This window comes from Mesorhizobium sp. WSM4806, assembly GCF_055811635.1.
The window spans coordinates 136,643-160,401 of the sequence record NZ_JBVVQZ010000020.1 but is presented as its reverse complement, the minus strand read 5'-3'; the positions used below and the strand labels follow the sequence as shown (position 1 = coordinate 160,401).

Genomic DNA, 23,759 nt, shown 5'->3' with positions numbered 1-23,759 from the left:
CAACCCTCAACGCTATGGTGCGCACCAACAAACCCTGGAATCCGGCTTCCGTTTGAAGCACGGTTGCTCAACCGTCTTGGCGCTGCGCGCCAATCCACCTTCTCCCACAAGGGGAGAAGGGAAAGCAAAGCCGCGCAAACCTTGTCTTGTCATGCCGGCCATGGTAGCGAACGCCCGATTTCAATCCGGTCAGCAACGCTGCCGAGGCAAAAGGACAAAGGCTTATGGCCAGCAAAGACGACGCGCCGACCGGCGCGGCCAGTGGCAACGGCGACGCGACGCAGCCTTCGCTCAACGTGCTTGCCCAATATGTGAAGGACCTTTCCTTCGAAAGCCCCGGCGCGCCGAATTCGCTGCGCGGCCGCGACAAGGCTCCCGGCATCGCCATCAACGTCAATGTCAACGCCAACCCGCTTTCGGATAAGCAGTTCGACGTCAATCTGACGCTGAACGCCAAGGCGTCCTTCGACAAGGAAGTGCTGTTCAACGTCGAGCTGGTCTATGGCGGTGTGTTCGCCATCAGCGGCTTCCCGCAGGAGCACATGCTGCCGTTGCTGTTCATCGAATGCCCGCGGCTGCTGTTCCCGTTCGCCAGGCAGATCATCGCCGAGGCGACGCGCAATGGCGGCTTCCCGCCGCTGATGCTCGATCCGATCGATTTCGCGCAGATGTTCCAGCAGAAGCTGGCCGAGGACCAGGCCGCCAGCAAGGTCAAGGCGAGCTGAGGCGAGTGCTCGGTGACGTTTGAAAAACCCGGCCTCGCGCCGGGTTTTTCTTTGGGATGCGGCGGGACAGCGAAGGATCGTACGGGTCGGCTGATCCTGAACGCCCCTGCCGCTCCGCCAAAATCGCTATGCCGCAGAACTCGCTTCCCGGGCGACGCGCAGCCAGAGCGCCTTTTCGCCTAATGTGCCGACCATGCTCGCGTGCGCGGCGCGCTCTGCTTCGGTCAGGCGAGACGGCAGCGCTATCGGCCGCGCACCGATGCTGATGTCGATGTCGTCGACGTTTCTCCTGCCGCCGGCCGGCGCCGTGGCGCTGTCGAGGATGAGCGCCGCCTGCTTGCCGCCGATGAGCTCGATATAGACCTCGGCCAGCAATTCCGAATCGAGCAACGCGCCGTGCTTGGTGCGGCGGGCATTGTCGATGCCGTAGCGCCGGCACAGCGCGTCCAGCGAATTGGGCCCCATCGGATGCTTGCGGCGCGCCAGCGCCAGCGTGTCGACGACAAGTCCGGGGTCAACGACCGGGTGGCCAAGCCGGCCGAATTCGACATTGAGGAAAGCGATGTCGAAAGTCGCATTGTGGGCGACCAGCTTGGCGCCGTCGATGAAGGCAAGGAACTCCTCGGCGATGTCGCTGAAGGTCGGCTTGCCCATCAGGTCGGCGGCGCTGATGCCATGAACGGCCTGTGCCTCGGCATGGATCGATCGTCCCTGCGGATTGATATAGTGGTGGAAGGTGCGGCCGGTCGGGAAACGGTTGACCAGCTCGATGCAGCCAAGCTCGATGACGCGGTCGTCGCGGAAATCGAGGCCGGTGGTTTCCGTATCGAAGATGATCTCGCGCATCGAATCAGTCCGTTGGGTCCGGCGTTAGTCCAGCCGAATCATGATGGGAACAAATTGGCAACATATTACGCCGGGCGCAAGCGCCGTTAAGCAGGCTTGCCGGCTTTATCCCCGACCAGTTTCGCGACGATCGCATTGACCGCCGCGCGCGCCGCATCAAAACCTTGTCCGGTGTCGATGATGAAATCGGCGCGCTCACGCTTCTCGGCGTCGGGAACCTGCCTGGCCAGGATCGACGCCAGTTTCTCCTCGCTCATGCCCGGCCGCGCCAGCACGCGGGCGCGCTGGATGTCGGGCGACGCGGTGACCACCACGACCTTGTCGACACGGTCGCGGCCGCCGGTTTCGAACAGCAGCGGGATGTCGAGAACGACAAGCGGCGCGCCGGCGGCCCGGTGTCTGGCCAGGAAAGCGTCGGCGTCGGCGCGGACCAGTGGGTGGATGATCGCTTCCAGCCGTTTCAGTGCAGCTGCATCACCGAGCACCCGCTCGGCCAGCCTCGTGCGATCGACGGAGCCGGATTTCGCCGTTCCGGGAAACGCCGCCTCGACCAGCGGAGCCGCCTTGCCGGCGTAGAGGCGATGCACCGCCTCGTCCGAATCGTGGACAGGCACGCCGGCCTCGGCAAACATCCTGGCCGTCGCCGACTTGCCCATGCCGATCGATCCGGTGAGGCCGAGCACGATCATGTTTTTTTACTCCCTGGCGCGAGATCGGCGACGATCATCTGCCGCAATTCGGCAGTGACCTCAGGCCTGATGCCGAACCAGCACTCGAAGCCGGGCACCGCCTGGTGCAGCAGCATGCCGAGCCCGTCGACGGCTTTCAGGCCGCGCGCCTTGGCGGCGGCCAGCAACGGCGTTTCCAGCGGCACATAGACAATGTCGGTGACGATGGCATGGTCCGGCAGTCTGGTCGGATCGGCCGACAGGCCTTCATTGCCATGCATGCCAAGCGCTGACGTGTTGACCAGCAGGCCGGCATCGGCAAGCAGTTCGCGGGTCGCCGCCGTGCCGTGGGCCGAGACCCCGGCGCCGAAGCGGTGGCGCAGCTCCTCGGCTCGGGCGAGCGTCCGGTTGACGATGCGGATGTCACTGATGCCGCGCTGCTTGAGCGCATGGATGACCGCGCGGGCGGCGCCGCCGGCGCCGAGTACCACCGCTGGGCCGTTTGCGGCCCAGCCCGTCGCATGCTCGTCGAGATTGGCGGAAAAGCCATGGGCGTCGGTGTTGCCGCCGCACAAAATTCCGCCCTCGAGCCAAAGCGTGTTGACGGCGCCGATCTGTTCGGCCGCGTCGTCGCGGCGCGCCGCCAGCGCGAAGGCGGCCTCCTTGTGCGGGATGGTGACGTTGCCGCCACGATAGCCATTCGCCTCGAGTGTTTCGACGAATTCGGCAAAAGCCTCCGTCGCAACGTCGATCGCCCGGTAGCTACCGTCGATGCCGTATTTCGCCAGCCAGTAGCCGTGGATCTTCGGCGACCGCGAATGCGCAACCGGATGACCGGTGACGAAGGCCTTTTTCGCGGCCTCAGCCATCGATGGCTCCGAACTCGCGCAGCTTGGCCAGGACAGGCAGAAGCGGCAGGCCGACAATGGTGAAATAGTCGCCCTCTACTGTTTCGAACAGCTGGATGCCCTCGCCTTCGATTTGGTACGCGCCGACGCTGGACAGCGCCTTGGCGCCGACCCGCGCCAGATGGCGGCCGATGAAGGCCGGATCGAGCTTTCGCATGGTCAGGCTGGCGACGCCGACATGCCGCCACAGAACTGCGCCGTCGCGGGCCAGCACTACGGCGCTGTTGAGTTGATGGGTCCTGCCCGACAGCGCCAGGAGATGGCGGCGGGCGGCTTCCATGTCGGCCGGCTTATGAAACACTTCGTCGCCGAGCGACAGCGTCTGGTCGCAGCCGAGCACCAGGGCGCCCGGCTTTCGCTCGCTGACCTCGGCGGCCTTGGCCTCGGCCAGCACCAGTGCGACGTCCTCGGGCGAGATACCGCTGCCCTGCAAGGGCGCTTCGAGCGCGCGCTCGTCGACTGCCACCGGAACCGCCTCGACCGCCACGCCGGCATGGACAAGCAACGCCTTGCGGAACGGGCTGCCGGAGGCAAGGATGATTTTTTCGGCCATGGTTTTCGCCTGATCTTTCCTTCTCCCCTTGTGGGAGAAGGTGGATTGGCGCGCAGCGCCAATACGGTTGAGGGGTGTTGGAAGGATCGCCGTCGGTGCCAGGCTGGAACACCCCTCATCCGACCTCGCTTCGCGAGGCCACCTTCTCCCACAAAGGGGAGAAGGAAAGGGCCGCCCACAGCACAAGCGCCCGAACCTAGCGTGTCTTTCCCCGCAGGGCAACGATCGCCGCCGCCGTCTCCTCGATCGAGCGGCGGCTGACGTCGATCATCGGCCAGCCGTGCCGGGTGCAGATCTGGCGGGCGTAGGCAAGTTCCTCGCTGATCGCCGCGCGGTCGACATAGTCGGTCGGCTCGTAGGCGCTGGTGTTGCCGAGGATGCGGTTCTGGCGCACCTGCGAGATGCGCTCGGCGGTGGCGATCAGCCCGACGATCAGCGGCTTCGTGGCGTTGACCAGGCTTTCCGGCACCGGCACGCCGATCACAATCGGGATGTTGGCGGTCTTGATGCCGCGATTGGCGAGATAGATGCTGGTCGGCGTCTTCGAGGTGCGCGAAATGCCGACCAGCACAATGTCGGCGTCGTCCATATTGGCAGGCAGCTGGCCGTCATCATGCTCCATGGTGAAGTTGAGCGCGTCGATGCGGCGGAAATATTCGGCGTCCAGCACATGCTGGGCGCCGACGCGGCGGCCGGCCGGCGTGCCGAGATAGGACTGGAACACGGTCAGCACCGGTTCCAGCACCGAGACGCAAGGCAGGCCCATGGCGGCGCAGCGCTCGTCGATGCCGCGGGCGAGCTTCTGGTCGACGACCGTATAAAGGATGATGCCCGGCTCCTCCTCGATGTCCTCGAACACTTTCGTCACCTGCTTTTCGGTGCGGATCAGCGGGTAGATATGCTCGATGGCGCGCGCATCCTTGTATTGCGCCGAAGCCGCGCGCCCGGCCGCCAGCAGCGTCTCACCGGTGGCATCGGAAATCAGGTGAAGGTGAAAGAAGCTCTGGGGTTTGTTCACAGGGGTACGTTCCAAGCTGTGGGCCGATGTGGATAAGGTCGGTCGGAAAGATCGGCCGGTTCGGGGCGACTGTATCAGATGCCGGTTTGTCCACAATTCGATGCGCTGCCGGCTTCGTCGGGCGGCTGGGGACAAGTCCGGGGACGGGCTTTTTCGACTCGGTCTCATCCACAGGGTCATTTTCTCCAGGCGGGCGGTAACGCATTGTTCCCAGTCGGGAATTTCCAACTGTCCCCAAACTCCTCCTATCCGGCAAAAGAAGCACGCGACAATATGCTGGCTGGCCTTTTCCGGGGCAAGGCGGGACAGGAGACAACCACCGATACCAACAGACTCTTAGAATCATAAGATTCCTAGAAATAGAATATTTAATTATAGAGAAGCCTGGAGAGGCGAGCGCTGAATGCCTGAAAACCGCATCATGCTGGACGTGTTGAAGGGCAAGGCTCTGTCTCCGCCGCCGCTCTGGATGATGCGTCAGGCCGGCCGCTATCTGCCGGAGTATCGCGAGACACGCAGGCGGGCCGGATCGTTCCTCGACCTTTGCTATAATCCCGATCTTGCCGTGGAAGTGACGCTGCAGCCGATCGAACGTTTCGGCTTCGATGCTTCGATCCTATTTTCCGATATCCTTGTCGTGCCGCATGCGCTGGGCCGCGACGTGCGCTTCGAGGAGGGCCGTGGGCCGCTGTTGACGCCGATCTCGGCGACGGAGATTGCAGCTCTCGACGGCGAAACGTTTCACGTGAATCTCGAACCGGTCTACGAGACGGTCAGGCGATTGCGGACAAAACTGCCGGATCAAACGACGCTGATCGGCTTTTGCGGCGCGCCGTGGACGGTGGCGACCTATATGATCGCCGGCCACGGCACCTCGGACCAGGCGCCAGCACGGCTGTTTGCCTATCGCGAGCCGGCGGCTTTCCTGCAATTGCTGAAAGTGCTTGCCGATCACTCGGCTGCCTACCTGATCCGACAGATCGAAGCCGGCGCCGATGTGGTGCAGATATTTGACTCGTGGTCCGGCGTGCTCGACGAAGTTTCTTTCGAGGCGTTTTGCGTCAGGCCGGTGGCGGAGATCGTCAGGCAGGTCCGGGCCGTCCATCCCGACATTCCGATCATCGGCTTTCCCAAGGGCGCCGGCGCCCATTACCGCAGCTATCGCCAAAAAACCGGCGTGACCGGGCTGGGGCTCGACTGGACCGTGCCGTTGACGACGGCGAAGGAACTGCAGCGCGATGGTGCTGTGCAGGGCAATCTCGATCCGTTGCGGCTGGTGGCCGGCGGCAAGGCGCTTTCTGACGGTGTCGACGCAATCCTGAAAGCACTGGGCGATGGGCCGCTGGTCTTCAATCTCGGCCACGGCATCACGCCGGAAACGCCGATCGCGCATGTCGAGGCGATGGTGAAGATGGTGCGGGCGCATCGATGACCGACATGAACAACGCCAACAGTGGTGCGGGCAGCAGCGGTGGTGCAGCGATGCGTCGAGCAGCGATCGCCATCGTCATTTTCCTCGTCCTGGCGGCGCTTCTGTTCCTGTTCGGGCCGGATGATTTCTATCCCTGGGCAAAGGCGATCCATGTCATCGCCGTCATCTCGTGGATGGCGGGCATGCTCTATCTGCCGCGGCTGCTGGTTTATCATGCCGATGCGGAAAAAGGCTCCGTCCAGTCGGAGACCTTCAAGGTGATGGAGCGCCGGCTGCTGCGCGGCATCATCAATCCAGCCATGATCATCACCTGGGCGTTCGGCCTCTGGCTGGCCTGGAAAGGCTTTGGTTTTCAGGGTGGCTGGCTGCATGCCAAGATCGCCGCGGTGCTCGGGCTCTCGGCGGTTCATGGCTATCTGGCCGGCGCGGTACGCAGATTCGCCGAGGACCGCAACGAAAAGCCGGCTCGGCACTGGCGGCTCGTCAATGAGATCCCCACATTGCTGATGATCGTCATCGTCGTGCTGGTCATCGTGAAGCCGTTTTGACGATTTGTGTCTGTTTCGGGCGTTTGCGCTGCCCCTCACCTGCCTGCCGGCATCCTCTCCCCGTATAGTGACGGGGAGAGGGGCGCTGTGATTGATGGCTTCGCCAATATCCAGGGTTGCAGTATGTGCGCCAAGATTGCGGCCAAGCCCCTTCTCCCCGTCACTATACGGGGAGAAGGTCCCGGCAGGGGGTTGAGGGGCGGTGCCGACATTCGCAATTGATCGCTTCCAAGCGGCTTGCTCTTTCGGTCGACCAACGATAAAAGACGGGTCTTCCTTCCCGTCATGCGCCGCCCCATTCATCGCTTCGGCCGCGCCCGGCATTTGTCGCATCCCGCCGATATTTTCCCCATACTTACTCACTCAGAGTCCGTCTAATGATGCAAGAAATGAAACTCACAGAGTTCAAGAACAAGAAACCGCCAGAGCTGATCGCTTATGCCGAATCGCTCGAGGTCGAGAACGCCAGTGTCATGCGCAAGCAGGAACTGATGTTCGCGATCCTGAAGCGGCTGGCGACCCAAGATATCGAGATCATCGGTGACGGGGTCGTCGAAGTGCTGCAGGACGGGTTTGGCTTCCTGCGCTCGGCCAATGCCAATTACCTGCCAGGCCCGGACGATATCTATATCTCGCCGTCGCAGATCCGCCGGTTCTCGCTGAAGACCGGCGACACGGTCGAGGGCCCGATCCGCAGCCCGAAGGAGGGCGAGCGCTATTTCGCGCTGCTCAAGGTCAACACGATCAATTTCGACGACCCGGAAAAGATCCGCCACAAGATCCATTTCGACAATCTAACGCCGCTTTACCCGACCTCGCGGCTGAAGATGGAAATGGACGTTCCGACCTCGAAGGACATCTCGGCCCGCGTCATCGACCTGGTGGCGCCGCTCGGCAAGGGCCAGCGCGCCCTGATCGTGGCGCAGCCGCGCACCGGCAAGACGGTGCTGTTGCAGAACATCGCCCATTCGATCACCACCAATCATCCCGAATGCTACCTGATCGTGCTGTTGATCGACGAGCGGCCGGAAGAAGTCACCGACATGCAGCGCTCGGTGAAGGGCGAGGTCGTCTCCTCGACCTTCGACGAGCCGGCGGTGCGACACGTCCAGGTCGCCGAAATGGTGATCGAGAAGGCCAAGCGCCTGGTCGAGCACGGGCGCGACGTCGTCATCCTGCTGGATTCGATCACCCGCCTCGGCCGCGCCTACAACACCGTGGTGCCGTCATCCGGCAAGGTGCTGACCGGCGGTGTCGACGCCAATGCGCTGCAGCGGCCGAAGCGCTTCTTCGGCGCCGCCCGCAACATCGAGGAAGGCGGCTCGCTGACCATCATCGCCACCGCGCTGATCGACACCGGCAGCCGCATGGACGAGGTCATCTTCGAAGAGTTCAAGGGCACCGGCAACTCGGAAATCGTGCTCGACCGCAAGGTGGCGGACAAGCGCATCTATCCGGCCATGGACATCCTCAAGTCCGGCACCCGCAAGGAAGATCTTTTGGTCGCCCGCCAGGACCTGCAAAAAATCTTCGTGCTGCGCCGCATCCTGGCGCCGATGGGCACGACCGACGCCATCGAGTTCCTCATCGACAAGCTCAAGCAGACCAAGACCAACGCGGATTTCTTCGATTCGATGAATACGTAAGGGGCTGGCGCCTCTTGTCTTCTCCCCTGCGGGAGAAGGTGGATCGGCGCAGCATCCCTCTCCTATCCGTGCCGCAACCGACGCTCGAGTTCCTCGGCCTCCGTTATCACCGGCAGGCAGACCTGCCCCGTGCACAGCCAGGCGCCGGGCTCGGTCGTTGGCGGCAAAGCGCCGCCTGGCAGGATAGGCAGGTTTGTCGCCGAGCCGACCGGCACGATCGTGTCGATCCGGCGCGGGTCGGGATTTCGATCCGCTACCGGAACAAGCGTTGGATTCTCATAACTATCCACCAACACCAGCTTCAACGGCTCGAGCACCAAGGCACAGGCATTGACGATGCCGGCCTGGCCATAGGCCTGATGCGCCGCCCTGCCGGCTGCGTGTTCGGCGACCTTCCAGGTCTTTTCCTGTATTTCGAGATCGCCGGAAAGCGACGACAATCGGACCATGGCCTCGATGATCTGGCCAGTGGCTGAAGGAATGGCCTCGTCGGCATCGCCCCTGATGCGGATCGGCACGTCGCTGCTGTCCAACGCGGTCAGATAGTAGCCGGCGTTGTCCTCGTCGTGATGCCATTGGTCGAGCTGCGCGATGAATTGGCCAGCCAGTTCGGCATAACTCGATGTGCCGGTTGCCTCGAATAGCGAGATCGCGGCGTTGGCCATGGCGGCGTAGTCGCTCGACAGCGCCGGAAACAGCTTCTTGGCGCCAAGCATCGAATGCGGCAGGCGACCGTCACGACCGGCGCTGGCAATGGCAGCAAAGGCCTGTTCCGCTGCCTCTATCCAGTCGATCCGTTTCACGGCGCGCCCGGCTTCGGCGAGAGCGGCGATCACCAGGCCGTTCCAGTCGGTCAGGATTTTTCCGTCGCGCCCGGGCCTGACGCGCTGCTCCCTGGCCGCCAGCAGTTTTTCTCTGAGCGGAATGAGCCGGTCGCGATCGGCGACGCTTTGTTTTTGCTGGGCCGCACTCTGGTGGATGATCGGCTTGCCCTCCCAGCCATGCGGGCCGGAAAGCGTGAAGTATCGGAAAAACAAGGCTGATTCGTCGCCGAGAGCGGTTTCGATCTCATCCTTGCTCCAGGTGTAGAACAACCCCTCCTCGCCCTCGCTGTCGGCGTCGAGGCTGGCAGCGAATGCGCTGCCTTCGACGCGCATCTCGCGCAACAGCCAGTCGACCGTGTCTTCGATTCGTATCCGGAACAATTCATTGCCGGTTGCCGCATAAGCCCAGTTGCACAGCCGGATGAGTTGTGCGTTGTCGTAGAGCATCTTTTCGAAATGCGGCACCAGCCATTCGGCATCGGTCGAATAGCGGCTGAGGCCGCCGCCGACATGGTCATAGATGCCGCCTGCCAGCATCTTTTCGAGGCTGAGCAGGACAGCGTCGCGATGGGCTGTGGCGCCGTCGCGCAGCCAGGACAGCCACAGCGTCTGCATGAACGGCGCATTGGGGAATTTGGGCGCGCCGCGCAGCCCGCCCAGATCCCGGTCGATCATACCGTCGATGCCGTTGGCGAGCGTCGCGAGCGTGTCGCGGTCGAGCACCGCCTTGGCATGGCTGCCGGCCAGCCGCGCCTCGACATGCGTGGTCAGGCCGGCGGCGCTTTGGTTAACGCTTTCTTTCTTCCCGCGCCACGCTTTGTCGACCGCCTCCAGCACCTGGACGAAGCCCGGGCGGCCGTAACGGGCTTCGCGCGGAAAATAGGTGCCGCCCCAGAAAGGTTTTCCGTCCGGTGTCAAAAACATGGTCAGCGGCCATCCGCCCTGCTCGCCCATCGCCGACAATGCCGCCATATAGATCTGGTCGATGTCCGGCCGCTCTTCGCGATCGACCTTGATATTGACGAACAGACGGTTCATGACGGCGGCGACGTCGGCGTTCTCAAAACTCTCGTGCGCCATGACATGGCACCAGTGGCAGGCGGCGTAGCCGACCGAGAGCAGGATCGGCCGCTCAAGCGCCCTTGCTTCGGCGAGCGATGCCGGCGACCACGCCCGCCAATGCACGGGGTTGTCGCTGTGCTGCTGCAGATAGGGGCTGGCCTCTTCGGCAAGCAGGTTTTTCGCGGGCAACGTCACTGTTGATAACTTGGCAATCTGTTGGTGAACAAGCGAAGCTAGGGCGGTTGTGCGGGGTCGGCAAATGATTTCAGGTAATTCCATTGTTGCCCTGTCGAGCGGCCGCCTGCCCGCCGGGGTTGCCGTGATCCGCATTTCCGGCCCGCAAAGTCGATTCGTCGTAGAAACGATTGCTGGTCCCAAGGTCAAGAACCGTGTTGCCGCCTATCGCCAGTTCAGGGCGCCGGACGGATCGGTGCTCGACAGCGGGCTGGTCGTTTTCTTTGCCGGCCCAAACAGCTTTACCGGCGAGGATGTCGCCGAATTCCACGTCCATGGCGGGCGGGCCGTGGTGGCGAAGATGCTGGAGGTGATCGCCGGCTTCGACGGCGTCAGACATGCCGAGCCGGGGGAGTTCACCCGCCGCGCCTTTCTCAATGGCAAGGTCGATCTGGTCGAGACCGAGGCGCTGGCCGATCTCGTCAATGCCGAGACCGAGGCGCAGCGGCGCTTTGCCGTGCAGAATGCCGAAGGCGTGCAGAGCGAGCTCTACCTCGCCTGGCGCCGTCGGCTGATACATGCGCGGGCGATGATCGAGGCAGAAATTGATTTTGCCGACGAAGACGATGTGCCCGGTTCCGTTGCAGAGACGGTCTGGTCCGACGTCCGCGCGATGATCGGCGAGATCGAGCGTCATGTCCAAGGCTTCCGGGCCGCCGAAATCATCCGTGACGGCTTTGAGGTCGTCATTCTTGGTGCGCCGAATGCCGGCAAATCGAGCCTGTTCAACGCTTTGGTCCGGCGCGATGCGGCGATCGTCACCGAGGAGCCCGGCACCACCCGCGATCTGCTCGAGGTGGTGCTGGACCGGGAGGGGATGCGCATAAGAGTGACCGATACCGCCGGCCTGCGCGATATGCCCGGCAGGATTGAGGCGATCGGCATCGAAAGAGCAAGGAGCAAGGCCGGCACTGCCGATCTGTTGCTGGTGCTCGAGGATATGGCGGAGCCGGTGGCGATCGGCGCAATACCACCTGATGTCCCGGCCTTGAGGATCGGGACGAAGGCCGATTTGCTGCGGGATGAATCGCTTGTGGCGCGCTACGACGCGGTTATCTCGACCAAGGACGGCACCGGGCTGGCGGAATTGCTGGTCGAGATCGGCCGTCGCGCCGCAGCGCAGGTCGGCCAGGCCGGCGAGATCCTGCCTTCGCGGCTGCGGCACGTCGAACTGCTCAACGAGACGAAGCACTTCCTGCTGGTGGCAGCGGCAGAGCATGGACGCGGGCAGGAACTGCGGGCAGAGGAATTGCGGCTGGCGGCGGATCGGCTTGGCCGCATCATTGGGGCGGTCGATGTCGAGGACATGCTCGACGTCATCTTTGCGCAGTTCTGCATCGGCAAATGACTCACGTGAAACATTGCGGGCCGGCCAGCTCTGGGTGATTCACGTGAAACACCACGCGATTAGCTCGAAGGCATTGTTTCACGTGAAACGATCCACGGTCCCCGAGGCGGGATCGAATTTCAGACTTAGCGCTGCCCTCATTGCCCTGCCGGGCATTTCTCCCCGCCTAGTGACGGGGGGAAAGACACAACCGTCGACGGTTTCCCAATCACCAGCGTTGCAAAAGACCCGTCGTTGCTGCGGCTAGCCCGCTTCTCCCCGTCACTATACGGGGAGAAGGTGCCGGCTTGACACCACGTCCTGACGGGGACATGTGTCGGTCAACCTGAATCTGGAACCCTAAAAATGACCGATCACTATGATGTGGTTGTGGTGGGCGGCGGCCATGCTGGTTGCGAGGCGGCCAGTGCTGCCGCGCGCGCTGGCGCGAAGATTGCCCTGGTGACGCTGCGCTTCGAGACGATCGGCGTCATGTCGTGCAATCCGGCGATCGGCGGGCTCGGCAAGGGCCATCTGGTTCGCGAGATCGATGCCATGGACGGGCTGATGGGGCGCGTCGCCGATGCGGCCGGCATCCAGTTCCGTCTGCTCAACCGCCGCAAGGGCCCGGCAGTTCGCGGGCCGCGGACGCAAGCCGACAGAAAACTCTATCGGCTCGCCATGCAAGCGGCGATACGCGAACAGGCCGGCCTCGACGTGGTCGAGGGCGAGGTCCTGGATTTCGAAATCGCCAATGAGCGCCTGGCGGCGGTGCTGCTGGCGGATGGCCGCCGGTTTGGCTGCGGCGCCGTGGTGCTGACCACCGGCACTTTCCTGCGCGGGCTGATCCATATCGGCGAGAAGAAGATCGTTGCCGGCCGCATGAACGAGCAGGCCAGCCTCGGCCTGTCGGCGACGATGAGCCGCGCCGGCTTCAAGCTCGGACGGCTGAAGACCGGCACGCCGCCGCGGTTGGACGGACGAACGATCGATTGGGCGTCGCTGGAGAGCCAGGCGGCGGATGACGACCCGGTGCCGTTCTCGCTGATGACCGACCGCATCGACAATCCACAGATCCATTGCGGCATCACGCGCACGACGGCGGCTACACATGAGCTGATCCGCGCCAATCTGGGCCGTTCGGCGATGTATTCCCGCTCGATCGAAGGGGTGGGGCCGCGTTACTGCCCGTCGATCGAGGACAAGATCGTCAAGTTCGGCGACCGCGAAGGCCACCAGATTTTTCTCGAGCCGGAAGGGCTGGACGACGATACCGTCTACCCGAATGGCATTTCGACCTCGCTGCCCGAGGACGTGCAACTCGACATTTTGAAGACCATCCCGGGTCTGGAACGTGCAACGATGCTGCAGCCCGGCTATGCCATCGAGTACGATCATGTCGATCCGCGCGAGCTCAAGCCGACGCTGGAAACCAAGCGGATCGCCGGTCTTTTTCTGGCCGGGCAGATCAACGGCACCACCGGTTACGAGGAGGCGGGGGCGCAGGGGTTGTTGGCCGGCCTCAACGCCGCGCGCAAAACGTCGGCAAGCGACCAGATCGTGCTCAGCCGCACCGAGGCCTATATCGGGGTGATGGTCGACGACCTGACCAGCCGTGGCATCGCCGAACCGTATCGGATGTTCACTTCGCGGGCCGAGTTCCGGCTGTCGCTGCGCGCCGACAATGCCGATGAGCGGCTGACGCCGCTGGCGATGAAGCTCGGGATAGCCTCGCAGGAGCGGATGCAACGGTTTAGCGATATCGTGCAGAACCTTGAAAATGCGAGGGACCTTGCGCTTGGCTTCACCATGACCCCGAATGAAGCGGCGCGTCATGGGCTGGAGATCAACCGGGACGGGGTGCGCCGCTCGGCCTATGAATTGCTGGCCTATCCCGGCGTCGACGTCGCTTGGCTGGCCCGGATCGCCCCGCAGTTTGCGGGCATTGACAGCAAAACGGCAGAGCGCCTTGAAACGGAAGCGAAATATTCAGTCTATCTCGACCGCCAGCAAGCCGACGTCACGCAGATCAGGCAAGAGGAGAGCCGATTGATCCCGGCGTCGCTCGACTTTGCTTCCGTTCCGGGCCTGTCCAACGAGCTGAAGCAAAAGATGCTGTCGCGCCAGCCGCGCTCGATCGCCGACGCACAGCGTATGGAAGGCATGACGCCGGCGGCACTGGCAATCATTGTCGCGCATGTCCGCAACGCCGAGGCTGCCACGCGAAGGAATGTTGCGTGAGCGCTGCCTCATGGGCGGGCCTGCAATCGGCTGCCGGTCCGGTTTCACGTGAAACATTCGAACGCCTGGTAGAGTTCGAGACGGTCTTTCAGAAATGGAACCGCCGGATAAACCTGGCGGCGCAGTCGACGCAGGGCGACGTCTGGCGCCGCCACATCCTCGACAGCGCGCAGCTGGCGCGAATCAAACCAGACGCGAAGCGCTGGCTCGATCTCGGCTCCGGTGGCGGTTTTCCCGGCCTGGTGCTGGCGTTCCTGCTTGCCGAGCGCGACGGCGCCAGCATCGACCTGGTTGAAAGCAATCGGAAAAAGGCATCGTTCCTGCAAGCGGTCGTCGGCCAGTTCAACCTGCCGGCCAGGGTCGTCGCACGGCGCATCGACGACGCGTATCCGTTTGTTTCAACACCTCAAATCGTTACCGCCAGAGCGCTGGCGTCGCTTCCGGTGTTGCTCGAACTGGCGGCGCCGTGGCTGACGACGGGCACCTGCGGCCTGTTCCACAAAGGCCGGGATTACCGAACCGAATTGGCAGAAAGCGCTCAACGATGGTCGTTCGATCTGGTAGAACATGCCAGCGCGACCGACGCTCATGGCGTCATCCTCGAACTGTCTGATTTGCGCCAACTGACTTAGATCGGCGACCTCGGCATGAATTTCTGGCATAGACCCATGATGAAGAATGGCCCCCGAATCATCACCGTAGCCAACCAGAAGGGCGGCGTCGGCAAGACGACGACCGCCATCAATCTGGCCACGGCGCTGGCGGCGATCGGCGAGCGGGTGCTGATCGTCGATCTCGACCCGCAAGGCAACGCCAGCACCGGTCTCGGCATCGACCGGCGCGACCGCACCGTTTCCTCCTACGACGTGCTGACCGGCGAGCTCGATCTGGAGGCGGCGGCGATCCCGACGGCGGTGCCGGGACTGTCGATCGTGCCGTCGACGCTCGACCTGCTCGGCATCGAAATGGAGATCGCCTCGGCGCCGGACCGGGTGCTGCGGCTGCGCAACGCCTTGAGCGCCTCGGCCGAGCGCTCGGCGAATTTTGGCTATGTGCTGATCGATTGCCCGCCGTCGCTCAATCTGCTGACGCTGAACTCGATGGCGGCAGCCGATTCGGTGCTGGTGCCGCTGCAATGCGAGTTCTTTGCGCTCGAGGGCCTGAGCCAGCTTTTGGAGACGGTCGAGCAGGTCCGCCGCTCGATCAATCCCGAGCTGACCATCCAGGGCATCGTGCTGACCATGTTCGACGGGCGCAACAACCTCGCCAACCAGGTGGTGCAGGACGTGCGGGCGCATATGGGCGACAAGGTCTATGAAACCGTCATCCCGCGCAATGTGCGCGTCTCCGAGGCGCCGTCCTACGGCAAGCCGGCGATCCTCTACGACCTCAAATGCTCCGGCAGCCAGGCCTATCTGCAGCTTGCCTCCGAGGTGATCCGCCGCGAGCGCAAACTGCGCGCCGCTTAGAAGCCGAATTGATACCGAAACGATCTGGACAGACGATGAGCGAAGACCTTTCGAGAAAAAGACTGGGCCGGGGACTGGCGGCGCTGATCGGCGAAATCGATCGTCCGGCAGTAGTGGAAAAGCCGGGCATGAATGCCGACGGCAAGGCGCCGATCGAGTTCCTTAGCCCGAACCCAAAGAATCCACGCCGGCATTTCGGCGACGCCGACCTGACCGATCTTGCCCAGTCGATCCGCGAACATGGCGTGGTGCAGCCGGTGGTGGCGCGGCCATCGCCGACGCAGGCTGGCCGCTACGAGATCATCGCCGGCGAGCGGCGCTGGCGCGCCGCGCAGCGCGCCGGGCTGAGCGAGATCCCGATCATCGTGCGCGATGTCAACGATCGCACCGCGCTCGAGCTGGCGATCATCGAAAACGTCCAGCGCACCGACCTCAATCCGGTCGAGGAGGCGATGGGCTACCAGCAGCTGATCGACGATCACGGCTACACCCAGGCCGATCTCGGCCAGGTGATCGGCAAGAGCCGCAGCCATGTCGCCAACACGCTGCGGCTGTTGAAGCTGCCGGACGTGATCCGCGACATGCTGGTCGACGGCGCGCTGTCGGCCGGCCATGCCCGTACATTGGTGACGGCGCAGGATCCGGCGGGCCTGGCCAAGCGCATCGTCGAGGACGGGCTTTCGGTGCGCCAGGCCGAAGCGCTGGCGCAGATGCCGGCGGGTGCGCCGACGGTGAAGCGACAGCCTGCAGCACCGGTGCAAAAGGATGCTGATACGCGGGCGCTGGAAAAGTTCATGACCGACACGCTCGGCATGTTCGTCACGATCGAGCACAACGAGCGCGGCGGCGTGATCAGCGTCGCCTATCGGACGCTGGAGCAACTCGACGAGCTTTGCCGGCGGCTGAAGCAGGAGCAGTAGTTAGCCGGCAAAGAGCCTAGGGGGTCCCGCTTGCTTTAGACGAGGATCGGCGACCTTATAGGCTACCTGCTCCAGCGTTTGCGCCGCCCCTCACCTGCCTGCCGGCATCCTCTCCCCGTATAGTGACGGGGAGAGGGGGCTGTCATCGACGGCTTCGCCAATCACCAACGTTGCAGATAAGAGGCCGGCAGGGCAATGAGGGGCGGCGATTGCCAGCCCTTCCCTTTTCTAGCGCCGGTGATTGGCGAAATCGTCGAGGCTGCTGATCTCCCTCCCTGAGGGGGAGATGGCCGGCAGGCCAGAAGGGGTCGCCTCACATCAAGCGCCGGCACCTTGCTGAAGCGAAGAAGATGTCGGCGCTCCACGCGCTGCGACCCCCTCTGTCGCCTTCGGCGACATCTCCCCCTCAAGGGGGGAGATCAGGTGCGCGCCAGTCTTGCGCTCTCCACGGCGATGCCGAGCAGCGCCTGTCGGGCCAGCGCGACCGCGAGGTCCGGCCGGCGCCGGGTCTGCAGCACCGCCGTCTGCAGGCGGTTGAGCGCGCGGGCGAGCGCCTCGCTGCTCCAGCGTTCGAGGGCTTTTTCGACCAGCTTGCGCCGCGCGAAAAAAACCGGCGGGCGCGCCGCGGCGACGACCGAAGCGGCGTTGCGGCCGCCGGCGTCCATCAGGCCGCGCATTGCCTGGATCGCCTGCAGCTGCCGCATCGCCGACGACAGCACCAGAAATGCCTGGCCGCCGGACTGGCAGTGACGGGTGAAGGCTATGTCGAAGTCGCCGACCTTGCCGTCGAGCAAAGCATCGACGGCGTCATCGAAGGACAGGCCAGAGACGTCGCCCGACGTCGCCTTGACGTCATCGAGGCCGATTTCGCTCTGGCCGTGGGCATAGAGCACCAGCTTTTCGATCTCGCCGCGCGAGGCCAGCCGGTCACCACCGAGGTTGCGGCGCAGCGCCTGGCGGGCTTCCAGCGTCATCGACATGCCGGCCTTGCGCAATTCGTCGTCGATGACCGTATCGATGTCCCGCGCCTCGTCGGTGTAGCACGGCAGCGCCATGGCAATGTCCGCCGCCTCGACAATGGCGCGCAGCCCGACGCCCTTCTTCAGGTCGCCGGCCTCGATCAGGATAATGGCGTCACGCGGCGGCTCCGCGGTCAGCGCCTTGACGTCGTCGGCAAGCGCCTTCTGGCCGGACGCATTGCGCACCCAGAGCAGGCGCCGGTCCGAAAACATCGGCACGGTGCGGGCCTCGTCGAGCAGGCGGCCCTCGTCGCGATCGACTTCCGAACCGTCCAGCCTGACCACGGAGAACGGATCGTCGAGCGGCAGGCCGGTCTTGCCGGCAAAGGCGCGGGCGCGCTCGGCGACCAGCCCGCGGTCGGGCCCGTAGAGCAGGACGATCGAGACACGCGGGTCCGGCCGCGCCAACCACGAATCGACCTCGTAACCTTTCTTCTGTGCCATGGGTTATGGGTTAGCATGATGCGGGCGCCGGGTGAAACGATAGGTGGGCAATCGCTGCGGACAAACGTTGAGGAGCGTGATCCCCCCACAAGGGGGAAGATTGGCAGCTCCGGCCGCCGTGCTCAGCCTCAATCCGAGGCCTTGTCCAATCTGGCGGGAAACCCGGCGCAATCATGCGCCAAATTGCGCGCAGAGCCGCAAGATCGACAAGAAATTTCGCTGACATATCTTCATCCTGGCTAGTGCTGCTGACGGCGCGGTGGTTGGCCGGAAGCCTTGCCCGACGAATTGGCACTGGTCTCCCGGTGTGCAAGTATCTTGGCCGGGCAACATGGGAGGACGAAGGTCATGGCCGATGCGGGAATGTTGCGCTTCCATGTGCCGGAGCCCGAGGTGCGACCGGGCGGAACGCCGGATTTTTCTGATGTGACCATCCCCAAGGCCGGCTCGGTGCCGCGTCCCGAGATCGATGTCGATCCGCGTGATATCCGCGACCTGGCGTTTTCGATCATCCGCGTGCTCAACCGCGCCGGCGAGGCCGTCGGGCCGTGGGCCGGGCTGCTTTCCGACGACGAGTTGCTGGAAGGCCTGCGCCACATGATGACGCTGCGCAGCTTCGACGCGCGCATGCAGATGGCGCAGCGCCAGGGCAAGACTTCCTTTTACATGCAGCACCTCGGTGAAGAGGCGGTGAGCTGCGCCTTTCGCAAGGCGCTGGCGCCGGGCGACATGAACTTTCCGACCTATCGGCAGGCTGGCCTGCTCATCGCCGACGGCTATCCGATGGTTACGATGATGAACCAGATCTATTCGAACGAGGCCGACCCGCTGAAGGGCCGGCAGCTGCCGATCATGTATTCGTCGAAGGAGCATGGTTTCTTCTCGATCTCCGGTAATCTGGCGACGCAATATATCCAGGCAGTCGGCTGGGCGATGGCTTCGGCGATCAGCAATGATTCGAAGATCGCCGCCGCCTGGATCGGCGACGGCTCGACGGCCGAGTCCGACTTTCATTCGGCGCTGGTCTTCGCCTCGACCTACAAGGCGCCGGTGGTGCTCAACGTCGTCAACAACCAGTGGGCGATCTCGACCTTTCAGGGCATTGCCCGCGGCGGCTCCGGCACATTTGCCGCCCGCGGCCTCGGCTTCGGTATTCCGTCGCTTCGGGTCGACGGCAACGATTATCTCGCCGTCCACGCGGTGGCCAAATGGGCGGCGGAGCGGGCGCGGAAAAATCTTGGGCCGACGCTGGTCGAATATGTCACCTATCGCGTCGGGGCGCATTCGAGTTCCGACGATCCGTCGGCCTACCGGCCGAAGGCCGAATCCGACGCCTGGCCGCTCGGCGACCCGATCGTCAGGCTGAAGAACCATCTCATCCAGCGCGGTGTCTGGTCGGACGAGCGCCACACCCAGGCCGAGGCGGAAATCCTCGAAACGGTGATCGCGGCGCAAAGGGAGGCCGAGCGCCACGGCACGCTGCATGCCGGCGGCAAGCCTTCGACGCGTGACATGTTCGAGGGCGTCTATGGTGAGATGCCGCCGCATCTCAGACGCCAGCGCCAGCAGGCGGGGGTCTGACCATGCCAAGACGGACCATGATCGAGGCGATCCGCGACGCCATGGACGTCTCGATGGGGCGCGACGAACGCGTCATCGTGTTCGGCGAGGATGTCGGTTTTTTCGGCGGCGTGTTTCGCTGCACCCAAGGCCTGCAGGCGAAATACGGCAAGAGCCGCTGCTTCGACACGCCGATCAGCGAAGCCGGTATCGTCGGCTCGGCCATCGGCATGGCCGCCTACGGCCTGAAACCTTGCGTCGAGGTGCAGTTTGCCGACTATGTTTATCCGGCCTATGACCAGATCGTCTCGGAGGCAGCGCGGCTGCGCTACCGCTCGAACGGCGATTTCACCTGCCCGATCGTGGTCAGGATGCCGACCGGCGGCGGCATTTTTGGCGGCCAGACCCACAGCCAGAGCCCGGAGGCGCTGTTCACGCATGTCTCCGGCCTGAAGGTCGTCGTGCCGTCCAATCCGCATGACGCCAAGGGTCTTCTGATCGCGGCGATAGAGGATCCCGATCCGGTGATCTTCCTCGAGCCGAAGCGGCTCTACAACGGCCCGTTCGATGGCCATCACGAGCGCCCGGTGACGCCGTGGTCGAAGCATGAGCTCGGCGAGGTCGCCGACGGGCATTATACGGTCCCGCTCGGCCGGGCGGTGATCCGCCGGCCGGGCGCCGCTGTCACCGTGCTGGCCTACGGCACGATGGTCTATGTCGCGCAGGCGGCGGCCGAGGAGACCGGCATCGACGCCGAGATCATCGATCTGAGGACGCTGCTGCCACTCGATCTCGAGACGATCGTCGACTCGGTCAACAGGACAGGTCGCTGCGTGATCGTGCACGAGGCGACGCTGACATCCGGCTTCGGCGCCGAGCTGTCGGCGCTGGTGCAGGAAAACTGCTTCTACCATCTGGAAGCGCCCGTGGTGCGGGTCGCCGGCTGGGACACGCCCTATCCGCATGCGCAGGAGTGGGACTATTTCCCCGGTCCGGCCAGGCTCGGCCGCGCGCTCGTCGAAACGATGGAGGCCTGACGATGGCAGGCAGAGCCTCGGACCAATTGCCAATGGTGGCGCCGCCCCTCATCCGCCTGCCGGCACCTTCTCCCCGTGCAGAACGGGGAGAAGGGACTGGTCGCCACGCCGGCGATCCCCAACTCCCCGTTTTTCACGGGGGTCCGAAGGACGGGCGAGACAAGCGGCTCGCCCCGGAATGGGCAGGGGTGAGGGGCAGCGCAAACGCTTCGGTAGAGGGGACCTGACGATGGGCGAATATGTGATCAAGCTGCCCGATGTCGGCGAAGGCGTCGCCGAGGCCGAACTGGTCGAATGGCAGGTCAAGGTCGGCGATCTCGTGCGCGAGGACGCGGTGCTTGCCGCCGTCATGACCGACAAGGCGACGGTCGAGATTCCTTCGCCAGTCGACGGCGAGATCGTCTGGCTGGGTGCGGAGATCGGCGACACGGTGGCGATCGGCTCGCCCATTGTACGCTTGAAAGTGGCCGGCGAGGGCAATGTGAAGGCAGCTGCGGAGCCGGGTGGCGAGGCGGCCGCCAAGAGCACCGACCGCAGTACCCCAACCCCTGGCCCCTCCACACAAGGGGGAGGGGGACGCGCCCAGGCCGAAGCCAGTGCCAAATCGGCACCGCCCCCGCCCCCGCCCGGAAAAGTCTCTGAGCGTGAGGTTGCATCGGCGACGGAATCCCCCTCCCCCTTGTGGGGAGGGGTTAGGGGTGGGGGTGCTGCGGTCGATCGAGGTCCTGCATCCGTCGCCGCGCCGCGCCCCGAAGGTGAAAAGCCGCTGGCGTCGCCGGCCGTCCGCCTCAGGGCAAAAGAGGCCGGCGTCGATCTCCGACAGGTCAGGGGAAGCGGCCCGGCCGGCCGCATTCTCCACGAGGACATCGACGCCTTCCTGGCGCGCGGACCGCAGCTTGCGAAGGTCTCCGGCCTCGCCCGCAACGAGGCCGTCGAGGACATCAAGATCATCGGGCTCAGGCGCAAGATCGCCGAGAAGATGGCGCTGGCCAAGTCGCGCATCCCGCACATCACCTATGTCGAGGAGATCGACGTTACGGCATTGGAGGATTTGCGCGCTGCGCTCAACAAGGAGAAGCGCGGCGGCGTGGAGCGGCCGAAGCTGACGCTGCTGCCGTTCCTGATGCGGGCGATGGTCAAGGCGATCGCCGACCAGCCCAAAATCAACGCGCTGTTCGACGACGAGGCCGGCATCGTCCACCAGCATGGCGGCGTCCATATCGGCATTGCCGCGCAGACGCCTTCGGGGCTGGTGGTGCCGGTGGTCAAGCACGCCGAGGCACGCGACATCTGGGACTGCGCCGCCGAGGTTTTCAGGCTCGCCGAGGCGGCCAGGTCAGGCACGGCGGCGCGCGACGAACTGTCGGGATCGACGATCACCATCACCTCGCTCGGCGCCATGGGCGGGGTGGCGACGACGCCGGTGATCAATCATCCGGAAGTGGCGATCCTCGGCGTCAACAAGATGATGGTGCGGCCGGTGTGGGACGGCACCCAGTTCACGCCGCGCAAGATGATGAACCTGTCCTCCAGCTTCGACCACCGCGTCATCGACGGCTGGGACGCGGCGGTGTTTATTCAACGGATCAAGACGCTGCTGGAGACCCCGGCGCTGATTTTTGTGGATTGAGATGATGAACAGGGGATCGCAGGGGCGCAGAATGAGAGCAGTAGCGATCCTTCGCGCCCCCCTCTGTCCTGCCGGACATCTCCCCCTCAAGGAGGGAGATCGGCTGTCATCCCGACTTTCGCTAATCTCCAGCGTTGCAGGACCAAGCGGAGCGCCAAAGCTGCCAATCTCCCCCCTTGAGGGGGAGATGGCCGGCAGGCCAGAGGGGGGTGCTGTCCCGCCGGCTCGACCAACCAGGGTGCCATGATGAAGGAAATATCCTGCAAGCTGCTCGTCATCGGCGCCGGTCCGGGCGGCTATGTCTGCGCCATCCGCGCCGGCCAGCTCGGCATCGACACGGTTATCGTCGAGTTCGGCAAGCCGGGCGGCACCTGCCTCAATGTCGGCTGCATTCCGTCCAAGGCGCTGATCCATGCGGCCGAGGAGTTCGAGAAAATCTCGCACATGGCGAGCGGCAAGAGCCCGCTCGGCATTTCAATCGCCACGCCGTCGATTGATCTCGAAGCGACCATCGCCTGGAAGGACGGTATTGTTAGCCGGCTTAACAGCGGCGTTGCCGGCCTGCTCAAGAAGGCCGGGGTCAAGACCGTGCATGGCTGGGCGAAATTCCGTGACGGCAAGACCGTCGAGGTCCAGACCGAGACTGGCATGCAGGTCGTCCGCGCCGAGATGGTGGTGATCGCGACCGGCTCGGCGGCGGTCGAGCTGCCGTCACTGCCGTTCGGTGGGCCGGTAATCTCGTCCACCGAAGCGCTGGAGCTGAGCGAAGTGCCGGAAAGGCTTGCCGTCGTCGGTGGCGGCTATATCGGGCTCGAGCTCGGCATCGCCTTCGCCAAGCTGGGCGCCAAGGTGAGCGTGGTCGAGTCCTTGCCGCGCGTGCTGGCGCAATATGATGCCGAGCTGACCCGGCCGGTGGTGAAGCGGCTCACCGAGCTCGGCATCGAGGTGCTCGTGAACGCCAAGGCCAAGGGCCTGTCGGGCAAGGGCGATGCCTTGCTGGTCGAAACGACGACCGGCAAGAATGCCAAAATCGCCGCCGACAGGATCCTGGTCACCGTCGGGCGCAAGCCGGTGGTCGAAGACTGGGGGCTGGAGCAGATCGACCTCGACATGGCGGGCAAATTCATCCGCATCGACGACCAGTGCCGCACCTCGATGCGCGGCATCTTTGCCATTGGCGACGTCACCGGCGAGCCGATGCTGGCGCACCGGGCGATGGCGCAAGGCGAAATGGTCGCCGAGATCGTCGCCGGCCACAAGCGCAGCTGGGACAAGCGCTCAATTCCCGCCATCTGCTTCACCGATCCGGAGCTGATCACCGCCGGCCTGTCGCCGGAGGAGGCCAAGAGGCTCGGCGGCGAGATCAAGGTCGGGCTGTTTCCGTTCGCCGCCAACGGCCGCGCGATGACCAAGATGAGTGAGGATGGCTTCGTCCGAGTTGTCGCCCGCGCCGACAACCATTTGGTGCTCGGCATCCAGGCGGTGGGCCAGGGCGTGTCGGAACTGTCGACGGCGTTTGGCCTGGCGCTGGAAATGGGCGCGCGGCTGGAGGATATCGCCGGCACCATCCATGCCCATCCGACACAAGGCGAGGGTTTTCAGGAGGCGGCGCTGAAGGCGATGGGGCATGCCTTGCATGTTTGAGGGC

General features: G+C 64.2%; 20 protein-coding genes. 13 read left to right on the top strand and 7 right to left on the bottom strand.

All coding sequences use genetic code 11. The features are described 5' to 3' along the window. The first annotated feature begins 224 nt into the window (after nt 1–224). On the top strand, nt 225–725 hold the full coding sequence (secB, locus tag AC0L2M_RS27240) for a protein-export chaperone SecB (RefSeq protein ID WP_023802681.1): 501 nt from the start codon (nt 225–227) through the stop codon (nt 723–725). 126 nt (nt 726–851) lie between these two features. Here the strand turns inward: secB and dnaQ are convergent, their stop codons facing one another. From dnaQ to AC0L2M_RS27215, 5 genes are all read right to left on the bottom strand, one after another. Continuing rightward, nucleotides 852–1,571, bottom strand: coding sequence for a DNA polymerase III subunit epsilon (gene dnaQ, locus AC0L2M_RS27235; protein ID WP_023802682.1), 720 nt, complete (start codon nt 1,569–1,571; stop codon nt 852–854). An 86-nt stretch (nt 1,572–1,657) separates the two neighbouring features. Then, nucleotides 1,658–2,260: a dephospho-CoA kinase gene (gene coaE / locus AC0L2M_RS27230; RefSeq protein ID WP_473536373.1), complete on the bottom strand. Its 603-nt coding sequence runs from the start codon at nt 2,258–2,260 to the stop codon at nt 1,658–1,660. Continuing rightward, a complete protein-coding gene (locus AC0L2M_RS27225) occupies nt 2,257–3,108 on the bottom strand; it encodes a shikimate dehydrogenase (RefSeq protein WP_473536372.1) in 852 nt (283 codons plus the stop codon). The genes coaE and AC0L2M_RS27225 overlap by 4 nt, the downstream gene beginning before the upstream one ends. Continuing rightward, on the bottom strand, nt 3,101–3,700 hold the full coding sequence (locus tag AC0L2M_RS27220; RefSeq protein ID WP_473536371.1) for a Maf-like protein: 600 nt from the start codon (nt 3,698–3,700) through the stop codon (nt 3,101–3,103). The genes AC0L2M_RS27225 and AC0L2M_RS27220 overlap by 8 nt, the downstream gene beginning before the upstream one ends. A 196-nt stretch (nt 3,701–3,896) precedes the next feature. Beyond that, nucleotides 3,897–4,718, bottom strand: coding sequence for a pyruvate, water dikinase regulatory protein (locus AC0L2M_RS27215; RefSeq protein WP_023802686.1), 822 nt, complete (start codon nt 4,716–4,718; stop codon nt 3,897–3,899). 403 nt (nt 4,719–5,121) lie between these two features. On the opposite strand from AC0L2M_RS27215, the gene hemE reads away from it, so the two are divergent. From hemE to rho, 3 genes are all read left to right on the top strand, one after another. Then, on the top strand, nt 5,122–6,150 hold the full coding sequence (hemE, locus tag AC0L2M_RS27210) for a uroporphyrinogen decarboxylase (protein ID WP_473536370.1): 1,029 nt from the start codon (nt 5,122–5,124) through the stop codon (nt 6,148–6,150). Further along, the gene (hemJ, locus tag AC0L2M_RS27205) at nt 6,147–6,698 is read left to right on the top strand and encodes a protoporphyrinogen oxidase HemJ (RefSeq protein WP_473536369.1); all 552 of its coding nucleotides are present in this window, start codon (nt 6,147–6,149) and stop codon (nt 6,696–6,698) included. Before hemE ends, hemJ begins: the two co-directional genes overlap by 4 nt. A gap of 380 nt (nt 6,699–7,078) precedes the next feature. Further along, entirely contained in the window at nt 7,079–8,344 is a 1,266-nt protein-coding gene (gene rho, locus AC0L2M_RS27200) for a transcription termination factor Rho (protein WP_027153631.1), read from the top strand. 62 nt (nt 8,345–8,406) lie between these two features. Here rho and AC0L2M_RS27195 read toward each other — a convergent pair whose 3' ends face one another. Next, on the bottom strand, nt 8,407–10,425 hold the full coding sequence (locus AC0L2M_RS27195) for a thioredoxin domain-containing protein (protein ID WP_473536368.1): 2,019 nt from the start codon (nt 10,423–10,425) through the stop codon (nt 8,407–8,409). Nucleotides 10,426–10,489: 64 nt separating this feature from the next. Between AC0L2M_RS27195 and mnmE the strand changes: the two genes are divergently transcribed. From mnmE to AC0L2M_RS27170, 5 genes are all read left to right on the top strand, one after another. Beyond that, the gene (mnmE, locus tag AC0L2M_RS27190) at nt 10,490–11,812 is read left to right on the top strand and encodes a tRNA uridine-5-carboxymethylaminomethyl(34) synthesis GTPase MnmE (protein ID WP_473536367.1); all 1,323 of its coding nucleotides are present in this window, start codon (nt 10,490–10,492) and stop codon (nt 11,810–11,812) included. A gap of 345 nt (nt 11,813–12,157) precedes the next feature. Further along, on the top strand, nt 12,158–14,032 hold the full coding sequence (gene mnmG, locus AC0L2M_RS27185; protein WP_473536366.1) for a tRNA uridine-5-carboxymethylaminomethyl(34) synthesis enzyme MnmG: 1,875 nt from the start codon (nt 12,158–12,160) through the stop codon (nt 14,030–14,032). Beyond that, a complete protein-coding gene (gene rsmG / locus AC0L2M_RS27180) occupies nt 14,029–14,664 on the top strand; it encodes a 16S rRNA (guanine(527)-N(7))-methyltransferase RsmG (RefSeq protein ID WP_128171034.1) in 636 nt (211 codons plus the stop codon). The genes mnmG and rsmG overlap by 4 nt, the downstream gene beginning before the upstream one ends. Before the next feature lie 36 nt (nt 14,665–14,700). After that, nucleotides 14,701–15,501, top strand: a complete 801-nt coding sequence (locus tag AC0L2M_RS27175) for a ParA family protein (protein ID WP_473536365.1) — start codon at nt 14,701–14,703, stop codon at nt 15,499–15,501. 35 nt (nt 15,502–15,536) lie between these two features. Then, a complete protein-coding gene (locus AC0L2M_RS27170) occupies nt 15,537–16,421 on the top strand; it encodes a ParB/RepB/Spo0J family partition protein (protein ID WP_473536364.1) in 885 nt (294 codons plus the stop codon). A 419-nt stretch (nt 16,422–16,840) separates the two neighbouring features. Here AC0L2M_RS27170 and holA read toward each other — a convergent pair whose 3' ends face one another. Further along, entirely contained in the window at nt 16,841–17,884 is a 1,044-nt protein-coding gene (gene holA / locus AC0L2M_RS27165; protein ID WP_473522975.1) for a DNA polymerase III subunit delta, read from the bottom strand. 348 nt (nt 17,885–18,232) lie between these two features. Between holA and AC0L2M_RS27160 the strand changes: the two genes are divergently transcribed. The 4 genes from AC0L2M_RS27160 (at nt 18,233) to lpdA (ending at nt 23,755) form a co-directional block, all read left to right on the top strand. Continuing rightward, on the top strand, nt 18,233–19,465 hold the full coding sequence (locus tag AC0L2M_RS27160; RefSeq protein ID WP_128176560.1) for a 3-methyl-2-oxobutanoate dehydrogenase (2-methylpropanoyl-transferring) subunit alpha: 1,233 nt from the start codon (nt 18,233–18,235) through the stop codon (nt 19,463–19,465). Between the two features lie 2 nt (nt 19,466–19,467). Continuing rightward, nucleotides 19,468–20,481 carry an alpha-ketoacid dehydrogenase subunit beta gene (locus AC0L2M_RS27155; protein ID WP_027153639.1) on the top strand — a complete coding sequence of 338 codons (1,014 nt, stop codon included), beginning with the start codon at nt 19,468–19,470 and terminating at the stop codon, nt 20,479–20,481. A 229-nt stretch (nt 20,482–20,710) separates the two neighbouring features. Continuing rightward, a complete protein-coding gene (locus AC0L2M_RS27150) occupies nt 20,711–22,111 on the top strand; it encodes a dihydrolipoamide acetyltransferase family protein (protein WP_473536363.1) in 1,401 nt (466 codons plus the stop codon). 246 nt (nt 22,112–22,357) lie between these two features. Continuing rightward, nucleotides 22,358–23,755, top strand: coding sequence for a dihydrolipoyl dehydrogenase (gene lpdA / locus AC0L2M_RS27145; RefSeq protein ID WP_128175393.1), 1,398 nt, complete (start codon nt 22,358–22,360; stop codon nt 23,753–23,755). Nucleotides 23,756–23,759 lie beyond the last annotated feature (4 nt).